The sequence below is a fragment of the Erythrobacter cryptus DSM 12079 genome (genome assembly GCF_000422985.1).
Classification (GTDB): domain Bacteria; phylum Pseudomonadota; class Alphaproteobacteria; order Sphingomonadales; family Sphingomonadaceae; genus Erythrobacter; species Erythrobacter cryptus.
The window spans coordinates 37,209-51,136 of record NZ_AUHC01000010.1; the positions used below are offsets into that span (position 1 = coordinate 37,209).

The window sequence follows — 13,928 nt, forward strand, 5'->3', positions numbered from 1 at the left end:
ATGGGCCTCACGGATAGAGCAGGGTGTCGTGCCAGGGCGCATCGGGGCCCTCGCGGGTGAAGAGCCGGCGATCATGCAGGCGGTTGGGCCGGTCGATCCAGAACTCGATCCGCCGCGGCGAGAGGGTAAAGCCGGTCCAGTGCGGCGGGCGCGGCACCTTGCCTTCGGCCTCGTGCGCGGCCCAGATCTCCTGCACCCGGGCAAGATAGGTGCCCCGATCGGCGAGCGGGCGCGACTGGTCGGACGCGGCGCTGCCGACCTGGCTCTTGTAGGGGCGCGAGTGGAAATAGGCATCGGCGCGCTGCGGCGAGACCTCGCTCAAGGGGCCTTCGATGCGGATCTGGCGGCGCAGGCTCTTCCAGTGGAACAGCAAGGCGGCCTGCATGTTGGCGCGGATTTCCGCGCCCTTGCGGCTTTGGGCATTGGTGAAGAAGGTGAAGCCGCCCCCGGCGATCTCGCCCGCCCCGTGGCCTTTGAGAAGCACCATGCGCACCGAGGGCGCGCCCGTGGGCGTGGCGGTGGCGAGCGCCATGGCGTTGGGATCGTTGGGTTCGCCCACGTGGGCTGCGGCGAACCATTCCTCGAACAGCGCGAAGGGATCGGCCCCTTCCGGGATCACGCTGTCGGCAAGCGCGGCATCGTCAAGCGGGACGGGATCAGTCATCGGCGCAAGTCTCCCTGGTGGCCGGCTGCGGCCATAGCGACGCCGCCAGGCAGGGGAAAGCCGCAAGCGCGCGCCTTTGGCGGAGCCGATCGGCGGCTCGTCGATTGGGGCGAACGACCCGACGTGCCCGATCACCATTCAGGGCCCGCTTGCACCCGGGCGCTGTATCACCTAGCTAACACGCCATGCGCGATCCCTATACCATCCTCGGCGTTCCCCGCACCGCCTCCGAGGCGGACATCAAGAGCGCCTATCGCAAGCTCGCCAAGGAGCTGCACCCCGATCGCAACAAGGACAATCCCCAGGCGGCCGAAAAGTTTGCCGAGGCCACCCGCGCCTATGATCTGCTTTCGGACAAGAACAAGCGCGCTCAGTATGACCGCGGCGAGATCGATGCCGAGGGCAACCCCGCCAATCCCTTCGCCGGCATGGGCGCGCGCGGCGCCTATGGCCGCGGCGGCACCTATGGCGCCGGGCCCGGCGGCGCGGGCGGCCCCGAGTTCGGCGGTTTTGGCGGGGAGGAGATTGATCTGAGCGAGCTTTTCGAGGGCCTGTTCGGCACTCGCGCGCGCGCCCAGCCGGGGAGCAATGGCACCCGCCGCGGCTTTGGCCGCCAGCCCCCGCCGCCGCCGCCGAAGCGCGGCGCCGATATCCACTACCGCCTCGCCGTGCCCTTCGTCGAGGCCGCCGCCGGGCGTGACCAGCGCATCACCCTGGCTGATGGCAAGGCGATCAGCCTGAAACTGCCCGCCGGGGTGGAGGACGGCACGGTGATGCGGCTCAAGGGCAAGGGCCAGCCCGGCCCGGGCGGCAATGGCGATGGGCTGGTGATGGTCGAGATCGGCCCGCACCCGTTCTTCAAGCGCGATGGCGACAATATCCGCATGGACCTGCCGATCACGCTCGACGAGGCGGTGCGCGGGGCCAAGGTCAAGTGCCCCACGGTCGATGGCGCGGTGATGCTGACGATCAAGCCCGGCAGCTCGAGCGGCACGGTGCTGCGCCTGGCCGGCAAGGGCTGGACCAAGAAGAACGGCAAGCTCATTGATGGCAAGATGGAACGCGGCGATCAGCTGGTGACGCTCGAGATCCAGCTTCCTTCAGACCTCGCCGAGCTCGAGCGGCGGCTTGAAGGCTGGATCGATCCGGCCCGCCCGCGGGAGAAGTTCGGCCTTTAAGGGGCCGGGCGCGCGGGGCCTTGCAGCCGTGGCCGGTGCCAACACCCCCACCCGCGCGCTCGGGATCGTCCGCCGGGTGGCGGTGGGCACCTTCAACGATGGTTTCATCCACGCCGGCAACCTCGCCTATCTGGCGATGCTGGCGATCTTTCCCTTCTTCATCATCGGCGCGGCGCTGTTCGATCTCATCGGCGGGCGCGCCAATGCCCGGGCGATGGTCGAAGCCGTGGGCGCGGCGCTGCCGCAATCGGTGGCCGCGGTGATCGTGCCGGTGGCCGAGGACGTGATCTATGCCCGATCGGGCTGGCTCTTGTGGCTGGGCGCGGCGGTGGGGCTGTGGACGGTCTCGAGCCTGATCGAGACCATCCGGGATATCCTGCGCCGCGCCTATGGTGCCCCGCCGACCGGCCAGGCCTTCTGGAAGACCCGGCTCGGCGCTTTCGGGCTGATCCTCGGCGCGGTGGTGGTGCTGATGCTCTCGCTCTTTGCCCAGGTGGCGATCGGCGCGGCGCAGGTGGTGATCGCCAGGGCCTTTCCCGAACTCGCCGAGGCGATCGCCACCCTGAGCCTCTCGCGCATCGTCCCGGCGCTGGGGCTGGCAGGCTCGCTCTACACCCTGTTCCTGGTGCTCACCCCCGCGCCCTACCGCCGGCGCGAGGTGCCGCGCTGGCCGGGCGCGCTGTTCACCATGGTCTGGTGGCTGGCGGTCGCCGCGGCCCTGCCAATCGTGCTCGGCACCTTCTTCACCTATGATCTCACCTATGGCAGCCTTGCCGGGAGCATGGTGACGCTGCTGTTTTTCTGGCTTGTCGGGCTCGGTCTGGTTATCGGCGCGGAGTTGAACGCGGCGCTCGCACCGCCGCTTGGCAAGCCCGCCGGGGCGGGCGAGGAGACGCAGGAATGAGCGGATTGATGGCAGGAAAGCGCGGCCTCATCATGGGGCTGGCCAATGACAAGTCGCTGGCCTGGGGGATTGCCCGCAAGCTTAAGGAACAGGGGGCCGAGCTTGCCTTTTCCTACCAGGGCGAGGCGCTGGCCAAGCGGGTGATCCCGCTGGCCGCGCAGCTGGGCAGCGATTTCACCTTTGAATGTGATGTTGCGCGGATGGAATCGCTCGATGCCGCCTTCGCCGCGCTCAAGGCGCGCTGGGAGACGATCGATTTCGTCGTCCATGCGATCGGCTTTTCCGACAAGAACGAGCTGCGCGGCAAGTTCATCGACACCAGCCTCGACAATTTCCTCCTCACCATGAACGTCTCGGCCTATTCGCTGGTGGCGGTGGCCCAGCGCGCCGCGGCGATGATGCCCGAAAGCGGCGGGGCGATCCTCACCCTGTCCTATTACGGCGCGGAAAAGGTGGTGCCGCATTACAACGTGATGGGCGTGGCCAAGGCCGCGCTCGAGACCAGCGTGCGCTATCTGGCCAATGACCTTGGCCCGCGCGGCATCCGCGTCAACGCCATCAGCGCCGGGCCGATCAAGACCCTGGCCGCCAGCGGGATCGGCGATTTCCGCTATATCCTCAAGTGGAACGAGCTCAATGCGCCGCTGCGGCGCAATGTCACGATCGAGGATGTCGGCGGGGCCGGGCTCTATCTGCTCTCCGATCTCGCCTCCGGCGTCACCGGCGAGGTGCACCATGTCGATGCGGGCTATCACATCATCGGCATGAAGCAGGAAGACGCGCCCGACATCGCGCTTTCTTAACGCCCGGGCGGCTAAGGGGCGCGGTAATGCAAACCGTTCTTGTCACCGGATCGGCCGGGTTCATCGGCTATCACCTCAGCGAATGCCTGCTCAGGCAAGGCTTTTCCGTGGTCGGCTATGACGGGATGACCGACTATTACGACGTCGCGCTCAAGCAGCAGCGCCACGCCCTCCTCAGCGCCCATCCGCAGTTCACCGCCACCGAGGCGCTGCTCGAGGATTTTGCCCGCCTGCGCGAGGTGGTGCTGGCCGCACGGCCCGAGATCATCGTCCACCTCGCCGCCCAGGCCGGGGTGCGTTACAGCCTCGAAAACCCGCGCGCCTATGTCGATGCCAATCTGGTCGGCACCTTCAACCTCATCGAATGCGCGCGCGAGGTAGGCGCGCGCCACCTGCTGATCGCCTCGACCAGCTCGGTCTATGGCGCCAACACCGCCATGCCCTTTGCCGAGGGCGACAAGGCCGATACCCCGCTCACGCTCTACGCCGCGACCAAGAAGGCGGGCGAGGTGATGGCCCATGCCTATGCCCATCTCCACGGCCTTCCCACCACCTGCTTTCGCTTCTTCACCGTCTATGGCCCCTGGGGCCGGCCCGACATGGCGCTGTTCAAGTTCACCCGCGGGATTCTCGAGGGCACCCCGATCGAGATCTACAACGGCGGCGAGATGTACCGCGATTTCACCTATGTCGGCGATCTGGTGCGCGCCATTCGCCTGCTGATCGATGCGGTGCCGCCCCACCCCTCCAACGCCGGGCCGGGCGTTCCGGGCGACACGCTCTCGCCGGTTGCGCCCTACCGGGTGGTCAATATCGGCAATGGCCAGAAGGTGCGCCTTGCCGATTTCGTCGATGCGATCGAGGCCGAATGCGGGCGCAAGGCCGATCGGCGCCTGCTGCCGATGCAGCCGGGCGATGTGCCGGCAACCTGGGCCGATAATCGCCTGCTCAAGGCGCTCACCGGCTATGCGCCGCAAACCCCCTTGCGCGAAGGGGTGGCGCGCTTCGTCGCCTGGTATCGGGATTATTACGGGGTCTGATAAGGGATTGGCGCGGCTGGCTCAGTCACCTTGCGGCGGCGCCGGTTCTTCCTGCGGCACGGAATCGGCTGGCGGCGCGGTTTCGCCCGGCAGTTCGGCATCGCGCTCGCGCTCGAGCCGCTGCATATATTCGCGCTCGATCATCTCCACCCGCTCCTGCTCGGCGGCGGCTTCGGCATCGATGGTGGCGAGGCGCTCGGCCCGCGCCTTCTCGATCAACTGGCCGAAGCGCACCTTATCGGCCTCGGCGCGGTCCTTGTAGGCGGCCTCGATGAACTTCTGGGTGCAGCCGGTAAAGCCGCCAAGCCCGGCGGGCGAGCAGCTCATCGCCCCGAAATCGCCCACATATTTGATCTCTTCCACCTGGCGCGCCCAGGCCTTGTTGGCCGGATCGGTGCTGTAGCGCAGCGCCGAAGGGATGCGGTAACGCTCCTCCTCGACGAGGATCTCGCACACCACCAGCTCACCCGGCTGGGCCACCGGGCATTCCTCGGCGCTGAAGGCAATCACCATGTTGATCTTTTCATCGGCGCTCTGGGCCGCAGCGGGGGTGGCCATTGGCAGCGCCGCAGCAGCGCTGGCGGCAAGCAGGGCGGGGGCGAAGATGCGCGTCATCGCTTGGGGTTCCTTGTCGAAGGAGCAGGCAGCACCAGCGCCCCATGCCCCTCATCCGGGGGGCTTGTCTAGCCTTGCCGGGCTGAATGGCGGGTGAAGTGGCGCAAGGCGCGCAGCAAGCCTTGCTCAGACCCGCTCGCTCAGGCGAATGGCAAGGCGGCAGCCAAGCCTGATCGCCGCCGAAAGCAGCGGATAGGCGGGCGCGCGCTCGGCCCCGTGGGCAAGCGCGGCATCGCGGTGTTCGCGCTCATCCTCGCGGAAGGCGGCGATCATCTCAGCGAGTTCGGGATCGGCCCCGCTCGCCTCGAGCGCCTCGAGCTGCTCGGAATAGTGGCGGTCGATCTCGGTCTCGATCGCCGCGGTGCAGGCCATCGCCGCCTCGGGCCCGATCAGCGCCGTGCCCGCGCCAAGCGCATAGCCGGCGGCCGACCAGAAGGGCTGAAGCGCGGTGGGGCGCACCCCGCGCTGGGCGAGCAGGGCATCGAACTTTTTGCGGTGCTCGGCCTCCTGCGCGGCCATGTGGCGGATTTCCGCCGAATGGGGCCCGCGATCGCCCATCACCGCGAGCTGGCCCTCATAGATGCGGGTGGCGCCGAACTCCCCGGCCTGATCGACCCGGATCATGCGGTGCAGGGTCTTGGTGTCCATGCCGTGCTCCTTTGCGCCTTGTGCGCCTATCTCTTATACGCGGCGAGCGCCAGAACGGCCGCACCGGCGGCGGTCGAGATCAGGAAATTGAACCCGGCGAGCGAAATGCCCCACAGGCTCCAGGGCGCGACATCGCAGCGCACCAGCGGGGCGGCGGAAGGGTTCATCACATCGATCTGCCCAGGCAGGGTGGTGCAGGCGGTGATCCCCTGCCACCAGCCATATTCGACCCCGGCATGAAAGCCGCCGATCACGCCCGAGGTGAGGATGGCAAGGCCGGCGAGCGCCGCCCACACCCGCGCCGGCTGAAGCCTGAACGCGGCAAGCCCCAGCCCGAGCGCGGCGAAATGGGGATAGCGCTGCCACCAGCACATCTCGCAGGGGTAAAGCCCAAAGCCATATTGCGCGACATAGGCCCCGCCGAGCAGCGCCGCCGGCACCAGCACGGCAAGCGCGCGGGCCTTGCCCAGAGCATCCATCGGCAAGCTCCTATTGCTTGGCCGGCCGCGGATCGGGGCGCAGCGCGATGCTGCTGCGGGTGGTGCGGCGCAGGGTTTCAAGCGCATAGTGCAGCTGGAAATCCTTGATGCCTTCCGCCTCAAGCTCAGCGGCGGTGAGCTGGAAGCGCGGATCGGCGCGCTTGTCCTGCTCCATCTCCTCGTCCTTCAGCGCCGCCTCGTTGATGAGGTGGCCGCGCAGGTCGCTCTCGCGCATCTGGTATTTCATCCGCAGGGCATAATCGGGATCGGAGATCTGCGGCACCGCGATATCAGGCTTGATCCCGCCCTCCTGCACCGATCTGCCCGAAGGTGTGTAATAGCGCGCAGTGGTGAGCTTGAGCGCGGCATCCTTGCCCAGCGGCAGCAGCGATTGCACCGAACCCTTGCCGAAGCTGCGCTCACCCATGATCAGCGCCCGGCGGTGATCCTGCAACGCCCCGGCGACGATTTCCGAGGCCGAGGCCGAACCGGCATTGATCAGCACAATGATCGGCACGCCTTCGGCCATATCGCCGCGATAGACCGTCTCGGCATCATAGAGCATGGTCTCGCCCCGGGCGCGGCCGCGCTGGCTGACGATCTGGCCTTCGCTGAGGAACAGGTCCGCCAGGGCCACCGATTCATCGAGGCTGCCGCCCGGGTTGTTGCGCAGATCGAGCACCAGGCCATTGACCCGCCCGCCGGCCGCGGCCTTGCGGATCGCCTGCCAGGCGGCAAAGACATCGGCGCCGACATCGGCGGAGAACTCGTTGACCGAAATCACCCCGATATTGCCCGGCTCGAGCTTCCAGGTCACCGGCTCGAGCTTGATCACCCCGCGGGTGACATCCACCTCGATGCGGTCATCGCGCCCGGGGCGATAGATCGTCAGCCGGATCTTGGTGCCCGCCGGCCCGCGCATCTGCGCCACCGCATCATCGAGCTTGGTATCGACGATCAGCCGCCCGTCGAGATGGGTGATATAGTCCCCGGCCTTGACCCCGGCCTGCTCGGCCGGGCTGCCGCGGAAGGGCGAGACCACCTTGACCGCGCCCTGCTCCATCACCACCGACAGGCCAAGGCCGGAATATTTGCCGTTGATCATGGTCTCGAGCCGCTGGAGGTCGCCGCCATCGAGATAGGCCGAATGGGGATCGAGCGCGGCCAGCATCCCGTCGATCGCGCCGCGGATCAGCACCTCGTCCTCGACCGGCTCGACATAGCTTGCCTTGACCCGCTGGAACACCGCGAAGAACTTGGCAAATTCCGGCCCGGCGCGGCCATCGACCTGAGCCATGGTGGCGGTGGTGGCGGGGATCAGCGCGACGGCGGTGACCAGCGCGGCGCTGCGCAGGAGAGCGGCAAGGTTCATGGGCGATTGTGGCTCCTTTGCGCGCGAATGTATCGCCTGCAGTCGATGAACGCCAGATGACAGGCGCGGGCGGCCCGGCAGGCTTGCTCCAATGGCACAGGCGGTCTCGCGCCGCCGCGAATTCCGATGGAATTATCCGAGGAATTGCAGTGGGTTGACCGGCGTGCCCTGGCGCCGCAGCTCGACCGTGAGCGGGGCAGAACCCCCGCCCGCCACCCCCAGCGGGCTGCCGCCGATCACCTGCGCGCCCACCGTCACATCGACCCGGGCCAGCCCGGTGACAAGGCTGGTCCAGCCGCCCGCATGCTCGATGATGACGATTCGCCCGAAGCCGCGATAGGGCCCGGCAAAGGCCACCCGTCCGCGCGCGGGGGCGACCACCTGCGCGCCTGGCGCGGGCGCGAGGGTGAGCCCGGTGCTGACAAGGCCGCTCGCGCGGCGGGCGCCAAAGCCGATGAGGGTGCGGCCCTGCACCGGCAGTTGGTAATCGCGCGGCGGGGCGGCGGCGGGGCTGGGGGGCGCGGGCGGCGCGGCGGCCTCGGGCGGCAGCGGCGCGGCAAGATCGGCCGGGCGCAGGATCGGGCCAGGCAGCGCCGCCAGTTCCGCCCTGAGCGCCGCCATCTGCCCGAGCCGATCGACGAGGCTATCAAGATCGCGGGCCTCCTCAGCGAGGGCAAGCGCGCGCTCGGCCTCGCGCAGCGCCGCCCCGCGCGCCGCGCGCGAGGCGAGCCGCTGGCGGTTTTCGAGCGCGGCAAGCTCGCTGCGGCGCTGGCGCAAGGTCGCCTCGCTGGCGCGGATTTCCGCGAGCGCGCGTGCGGCGCGGGACTCGAGCGCGCGGCCCTTGGCAAGCTCGGCGCGCAGCGCCGCGGTGCGCGCGCGGATCTGCGGCACCACACTCGCCAGCACCGCGCGCACATGCACCACGTCACCGAGCGAGCCGGGTTGCAGCGCGGACAGCGCGAGCGGGCGGCGCGCCGCGGTCTGGAGCGCGGCGGCGAGCCGCGCGGTCGGGGCCTGCTGCGCGGCGAGGCGGGCGGCGAGCGCCGCACGCGCCGCGCGGGCGAGCGCGAGGCGGGCGCGGGCAGCCTCGGTCTCGGCCTCGGCCTGCTGGATGCGCGCGGCAAGCGCCGCGGCCTCGCGCGCGGTGCGCTCTGCCGCCTCGCCCGCGGCCTCGGCCTCGCGGGTGAGGCGCGCCGCCCGTGCCGCAGCCATGCGCCCCTCGCGGCTCGCCCGGGCGAGCGCGGCGCGCGCCTCCTCGGGCGCCATCAGCAGCGCTGCCGGGGTGGCAGTGGGGCTGGGCAGGGCCGGCCCCGCCAGCCCCAGCGCCGCAAGGGCGCCGAGCGTGGCAAGCGCAGCAAGCAGATGACGCCAGGACATGCTGGCGTCATGCCCGATGATAGGGATGGCCGGCAAGGATGGTGGTGGCGCGGTAGAGCTGTTCCAGCAGCATCGCCCGGGCGAGGAGGTGCGGCCAGGTTGCCGGGCCGAAGGCGAGCAGCAGGTCGGCCCCGGCGCGCTCGGCATCGCTGTGGCCATCCGCAGCGCCGATCATGAAGCGCGCCTCGCGCACCCCGGCATCGCGCCAGCGGGCCAGAAGCGCGGCGAAGTCTTCGGAAGACAGCGCCGTGCCGCGTTCATCGAGCAGCACCAGGCGGCAGGGGCTGAGCGGTTCGGCCGCCTTGCCCGGCCCGCGCTCGGGCCATTCGCTGAGCCTTGTCGGCCAGGTGATGCGCTGCAGGTAGCGCGCCACCAGCTCGCCCTCGGGCGAGCGGCCGATCTTTCCGCGTGCTATGATATGAAGGAGAATGGCGTCAAACCCCGCAAGCCAAGCACAAGGTTCTCGGGCCGCCCGCAGGCGCCGCAGGCCCGCATCGACACGCGCAACCTGCCTGCGGCAACGCCCGGCAGGCCGCAGCGGCGATCAGGCGCGCCCGCCGGCGGCCTCGGCGCCGTCGAACGACCACATGCGTTCAAGGTTGTAGAAGCTGCGCACCTCGGGGCGGAACAGGTGGATGACCACGTCCCCGGCGTCGAGCAGCACCCAATCGGCCGCCGGCAGCCCTTCGATCCGCACCGGGCCGAAGCCGGCCGCTTTGATCTTCTCGGCAAGCTTCTGCGCGATCGACGCGACCTGGCGGGTCGAGCGGCCGCTGGCGATCACCATGTAATCGGCCACCGAGCTCTTGCCCGCCAGCGGGATCGAGACGATCTCCTGCGCCTGATCCTCGTCGAGCTGGGCCAGCACCAGGCGGTGGAGCGCCTCGGCGCCCGCCCCGGTCTCAGTCAGCGATTGCGCGATCCCGGCGGCGGCCTGCACCGGGCCGAGCGGGATGGACGCGATGGTTGCCTCACTCATTGGCAAAGTCTGGTCTCCACAGTAAGGGGCAAGGGCGGGCGGCAGGCACAGCGCGCGGCAGCGGCAAGGAGCGGGGCCTTGCCGGCGCAGCGGCGCCTCATGCCTCCTCCCATTCGCGGATGCTGCGGAATGTCAGCCGATCGCGCAGCGGGCCGGTGCGATCCTTGCCGATAAGCTCCTCGGCCCACCCGGCATGGGCACGGCGGATCGCCGTGGCCGAGCGGTGATCGGGATCGAAACGCAATAACACCAGGGCCGGTGCGGTCCATTGCCCCCGTTGGCGAAAGCTGGCGGCAGACACGCGGTAGCGCCTGAGCCAGGCCATGGCGGGGCTCGTCATGGCAGCGGCATCATAGCCCGGACGCGCGATCACCGCAATCGGCATTGTCCGGGCGATCTGGCGCCAGCCCTTCCAGCGGTGGAACTGGGCGAGATTGTCGGCCCCCATCAGCCAGACAAAGCGCCGCCGCGGATAGCGCCGGGTGAGGCGCCGCAGCGTATCGACGGTGTAGCGCGTGCCCAGATCAAGCTCGATCGCGCTCGGCACGATCGGGGCGCGCCGGCTCATGCGCATGGCCGCGCGCAGCCGCGCCTTGAGGGGGGCCATATCGTCCTTAGGCTTGAGCGGATTGCCGGGGGAAACCAGCCACCAGGTCTCGTCCAGCCCCAGCGCCGCGGCGGCAAACAGGGTGATGCGCCGGTGCCCGCCATGCGCGGGGTTGAAGCTGCCGCCGAGCAGCCCGGTGCGACAGGGACGGCTCATGCGCGCTGGAGGCTCAGGGCCGGGTCTGGCCGGCCCCGCGCACCTGCCACTTGTAGGTGGTAAGCCCCTCGAGCGCGACCGGCCCACGCGCGTGCAGCCGCCCGGTGGCAATGCCGATCTCCGCCCCCAGCCCGAACTCGCCGCCATCGGCGAATTGGCTCGAGGCATTGTGCATCACGATCGCGCTGTCGACCTCGGCAAGGAAGCGCTCGGCCGCGGCTTCGTCTTGCGTGACGATCGCATCGGTATGGGCCGAGGAGTGCCGCGCGATATGCGCCAGCGCCGCCTCGAGCCCATCGACCATCGCCACCGAGAGGATGGCATCGAGATATTCGGTGTCCCAATCCTGCGCGCACGCGGGGATCACCCGCGGATCGAGCGCCATGATGCGCTCATCACCGCGCACCTCGCAGCCCTGGTCGATGAGCGCCGCCACCAGCGCCGCGGGCGCGGGAAAGGCGCTGTCGATCAGCAGGGTCTCCATCGCCCCGCAGATGCCGGTGCGGCGCAGCTTGGCGTTGAGCGCGATGGACCTTGCCATCTCGGGATCGGCGGCGGCGTGGACATAGGTGTGGCAGATGCCATCAAGGTGCGCGAGCACCGGCACCCGGGCATCGGCCTGCACCCGGGCAACGAGGCTCTTGCCCCCGCGCGGCACGATCATGTCGATGAGGCCTGCCGCCGCCAGCATCGCGCCCACACAGGCGCGATCCTGCGAGGGGATGAGCTGCACCGCCTCGGCCGGCACTCCGCCCGCGACGAGGCCCTCGATGAGCGCGGCGTGGATCGCGCGGTTGGAATGGACCGCCTCGCTCCCCCCGCGCAGCAGCGCGGCATTGCCGGCGCGCACGCACAGCGCCGCGGCATCGGCGGTCACATTGGGGCGGCTTTCATAGATGATCCCGATCACCCCGATCGGCACGCGGATGCGGCTGAGCTTCAGGCCATTGGGGCGCGTCGTGGTGTCGATCACGCTGCCCACCGGATCGGGCAGATCAGCCACCGCCGCCACGGCATCGGCAATGGCGCCAAGGCGCTTGTCGTCGAGCGCCAGCCGGTCGAGCATGGCGGGGGCAAGGCCATTGGCCTTTCCCGCGGCGAGATCCGCGGCATTGGCGGCAAGGATCGCCGGGGCGGCGGCGCGCAGCGCCTCTGCGGCGCGGTGGAGCGCGGCGGCGCGCTTGTCGCTTGCCATGGCGGCAAGCTGGCGCTGGGCGCGGCGCGCGGCGCGGGCAAGATCGGTCACGAGCGCGGCAGGATCGGCGGCGCGCGTCTCAGGGGCGCTGGGGGCATCGGCAAGCTGATTCATGCCCCCTTCCTAGCAGCGCGGTGCGGCGCTGTCAGGCGCTGCGAATCGTGCTCTGGTGGTGTCTGCGGCCCTCCGACAAAGCCCTTATGACGCCCCCGCGGCGCGGGGGCGCATTTCGCCGCGATTCCGCTTCGCTTCATCGGCTCGGATGCACGCGGGATTCGACCCGGCGGGCGCGCCTTGGTAGCGCGCGCTTCCGGGGCGATCATAACCATAATCGGGGCCGCGCTTGTCTGACCAATCTTCCGCACGCACGTGGGGCGAACGGCTGCGCCGTTGGTTTCCCGATCGCGAGTTCTTCATGCGCGCCGATGGGCAGGTGCGCTTCATCCGCATTTCCGCGCAATTGCAGATGCGCTGTGCCGCGGGCGCGCTGGCGCTGGTGCTCATCTGGCTGGTGGCGCTCGGGGTGATGGCCTGGGGGCAATGGCGCGCCGAGGCCGATCTTGCCGCCTTTGCCGCCGAGAAGGCCCGGGTGGCGAGCGCGAGCGAGCGGCTCAAGGCCTATGGCGGCAATCTCGACAAGGTCGTCGATGAGCTCAGCGAACGCCAGGATTTCCTTGAGGAAATGGCACGGATGATCCCCGAGGACGTGGTTCCTGAGGGCAAGGCCGACACGGTGAGCGATTCGCGCGCCGCGGCAAGCGAGACGGTGAAGAAGGTGGGCGCGCTCATCCCCGAGGCGCGCGGCCTTGCCGAGATCGAGGCGCGCCAGCTCGCCTTTGCCGAAAGGCTCACCCGCTTTGCCGATGCTCGCGCCCGCCGCGCCGAGGCGGCGATGCGCAAGCTCAATCTCGATCCGCGCCTCATCAGCCGCGAGACGCAGGAGGCCATGGGTGGTCCGTTCGAGGCGGTGCTCGGCGCCCGCGGGGAGATCGACCCGCGCTTCGAGCGGCTCGGCCTCAGCCTTGCGCGCATGGCGGTGCTCGAGCGCGCCCTTCAGGGTATCCCCCAGGTGGTGCCGGCGAGCGCCGAGGCAATCACCTCGGGCTTCGGCTATCGCCGCGATCCCATCAACGGGCGTGCGGCGATGCATTCGGGGATCGACTTCAAGGGCCCCCTCGGCTCACCGATCTTTGCCGCGGCGGCTGGCCGGGTCAGCTTTGCCGGGTGGAAGGCGGGCTATGGCCAGGCGGTCGAGATTTCGCACGGCAATGGCATCGTCACCCGCTATGCCCACCTCTCGCGCATCTATGTGAAGCCGGGCCAGCCGGTCGCCGCCGGGGCGACCATTGGCGGGCTGGGCAACACCGGCCGTTCCACCGGCCCGCACCTGCATTTCGAAGTGCGCGTCAACGACCGCGCGATCAACCCCCGCCCGTTTCTGGAGGCCGCCCCCGATGTTCTCAAGGAAGTCCGCGACACCGGATCAGCCCGCCCCCGCGCGCGCGGCGCGCAGCGTCCCTAGCCGGAGCATGGGCATGGCTTCGGGTTCGACCTTCTCGGTGATCGGCGCCGATGTGACCATCACCGGCAACATCGCCGCCTCGGCCGATCTGCATGTCGATGGCACGATCGAGGGCGATATTGCCTGTGCTGCGCTGGTGCAGGGCGAGACCAGCACCATCCACGGCGCGATCACGGCGCAGAGCGCGCGGCTGGCTGGCAAGGTCACCGGCTCGATCACCGCGCGCGAGCTGGTGATCCTCAAGACCGCGCAGATCGAGGGCGATGTGCATTATGATGCGCTGACGATCGAGCAGGGCGCCGCGGTCGAAGGGCGCTTTGCCCCCAACGCCCGCAGCGCCGCCCCGGCCGAGCCGGTGCGCGCGCTCAGTGCCGGGGAAGCGGCCTGAC

The 13,928-nt window shown here is 69.6% G+C and carries 16 protein-coding genes; 6 read left to right on the plus strand and 10 right to left on the minus strand.

The window, feature by feature from the left end:
* Positions 1 to 7 precede the first annotated feature (7 nt).
* The gene (gene pdxH, locus G524_RS0107765; protein WP_027443211.1) at positions 8 to 664 is read right to left on the minus strand and encodes a pyridoxamine 5'-phosphate oxidase; all 657 of its coding nucleotides are present in this window, start codon (positions 662 to 664) and stop codon (positions 8 to 10) included.
* A gap of 185 nt (positions 665 to 849) precedes the next feature.
* On the opposite strand from pdxH, the gene G524_RS0107770 reads away from it, so the two are divergent.
* Genes G524_RS0107770 through G524_RS0107785 form a run of 4 tightly spaced genes read left to right on the plus strand, consistent with a single transcriptional unit; the run spans position 850 to position 4,589 of the window.
* The gene (locus tag G524_RS0107770; protein ID WP_027443212.1) at positions 850 to 1,842 is read left to right on the plus strand and encodes a DnaJ C-terminal domain-containing protein; all 993 of its coding nucleotides are present in this window, start codon (positions 850 to 852) and stop codon (positions 1,840 to 1,842) included.
* A gap of 28 nt (positions 1,843 to 1,870) precedes the next feature.
* Positions 1,871 to 2,746 carry a YihY/virulence factor BrkB family protein gene (locus G524_RS15280; protein ID WP_051220984.1) on the plus strand — a complete coding sequence of 292 codons (876 nt, stop codon included), beginning with the start codon at positions 1,871 to 1,873 and terminating at the stop codon, positions 2,744 to 2,746.
* Positions 2,743 to 3,549, plus strand: coding sequence for an enoyl-ACP reductase FabI (gene fabI / locus G524_RS0107780; RefSeq protein ID WP_027443213.1), 807 nt, complete (start codon positions 2,743 to 2,745; stop codon positions 3,547 to 3,549). Before G524_RS15280 ends, fabI begins: the two co-directional genes overlap by 4 nt.
* Before the next feature lie 26 nt (positions 3,550 to 3,575).
* Complete coding sequence (locus tag G524_RS0107785; RefSeq protein ID WP_027443214.1) at positions 3,576 to 4,589, plus strand: SDR family NAD(P)-dependent oxidoreductase; 1,014 nt, start codon at positions 3,576 to 3,578, stop codon at positions 4,587 to 4,589.
* Between the two features lie 21 nt (positions 4,590 to 4,610).
* On the opposite strand, the gene G524_RS0107790 is transcribed toward G524_RS0107785, so the two are convergent.
* The 9 genes from G524_RS0107790 to G524_RS0107830 all read right to left on the minus strand — a co-directional run bounded on the left by G524_RS0107790 (position 4,611) and on the right by G524_RS0107830 (position 12,131).
* Positions 4,611 to 5,204: a hypothetical protein gene (locus G524_RS0107790; protein ID WP_027443215.1), complete on the minus strand. Its 594-nt coding sequence runs from the start codon at positions 5,202 to 5,204 to the stop codon at positions 4,611 to 4,613.
* A 126-nt stretch (positions 5,205 to 5,330) separates the two neighbouring features.
* On the minus strand, positions 5,331 to 5,852 hold the full coding sequence (locus G524_RS0107795; RefSeq protein WP_027443216.1) for a demethoxyubiquinone hydroxylase family protein: 522 nt from the start codon (positions 5,850 to 5,852) through the stop codon (positions 5,331 to 5,333).
* Positions 5,853 to 5,878: 26 nt separating this feature from the next.
* Positions 5,879 to 6,331, minus strand: a complete 453-nt coding sequence (locus G524_RS0107800; RefSeq protein WP_027443217.1) for a disulfide bond formation protein B — start codon at positions 6,329 to 6,331, stop codon at positions 5,879 to 5,881.
* A 10-nt stretch (positions 6,332 to 6,341) separates the two neighbouring features.
* Positions 6,342 to 7,703 (minus strand): S41 family peptidase, encoded by a 1,362-nt coding sequence (locus tag G524_RS0107805; RefSeq protein ID WP_027443218.1) that lies wholly within the window; start codon positions 7,701 to 7,703, stop codon positions 6,342 to 6,344.
* Between the two features lie 132 nt (positions 7,704 to 7,835).
* On the minus strand, positions 7,836 to 9,080 hold the full coding sequence (locus G524_RS0107810) for a murein hydrolase activator EnvC family protein (RefSeq protein ID WP_027443219.1): 1,245 nt from the start codon (positions 9,078 to 9,080) through the stop codon (positions 7,836 to 7,838).
* A gap of 7 nt (positions 9,081 to 9,087) precedes the next feature.
* The gene (locus tag G524_RS0107815; RefSeq protein ID WP_027443220.1) at positions 9,088 to 9,510 is read right to left on the minus strand and encodes a 23S rRNA (pseudouridine(1915)-N(3))-methyltransferase RlmH; all 423 of its coding nucleotides are present in this window, start codon (positions 9,508 to 9,510) and stop codon (positions 9,088 to 9,090) included.
* A gap of 114 nt (positions 9,511 to 9,624) precedes the next feature.
* Positions 9,625 to 10,059 (minus strand): ribosome silencing factor, encoded by a 435-nt coding sequence (rsfS, locus tag G524_RS0107820; protein ID WP_084625099.1) that lies wholly within the window; start codon positions 10,057 to 10,059, stop codon positions 9,625 to 9,627.
* Positions 10,060 to 10,156: 97 nt separating this feature from the next.
* The gene (locus tag G524_RS0107825; protein ID WP_027443222.1) at positions 10,157 to 10,822 is read right to left on the minus strand and encodes a nicotinate-nucleotide adenylyltransferase; all 666 of its coding nucleotides are present in this window, start codon (positions 10,820 to 10,822) and stop codon (positions 10,157 to 10,159) included.
* 13 nt (positions 10,823 to 10,835) lie between these two features.
* On the minus strand, positions 10,836 to 12,131 hold the full coding sequence (locus tag G524_RS0107830; RefSeq protein ID WP_027443223.1) for a glutamate-5-semialdehyde dehydrogenase: 1,296 nt from the start codon (positions 12,129 to 12,131) through the stop codon (positions 10,836 to 10,838).
* A 301-nt stretch (positions 12,132 to 12,432) separates the two neighbouring features.
* Here G524_RS0107830 and G524_RS0107835 point away from each other — a divergent pair, with 301 nt between their 5' ends.
* Both G524_RS0107835 and G524_RS15285 read left to right on the plus strand, forming a co-directional pair.
* Positions 12,433 to 13,539 (plus strand): M23 family metallopeptidase, encoded by a 1,107-nt coding sequence (locus tag G524_RS0107835; RefSeq protein ID WP_036857635.1) that lies wholly within the window; start codon positions 12,433 to 12,435, stop codon positions 13,537 to 13,539.
* 13 nt (positions 13,540 to 13,552) lie between these two features.
* Positions 13,553 to 13,927, plus strand: coding sequence for a bactofilin family protein (locus G524_RS15285; protein ID WP_051220986.1), 375 nt, complete (start codon positions 13,553 to 13,555; stop codon positions 13,925 to 13,927).
* Position 13,928 lies beyond the last annotated feature (1 nt).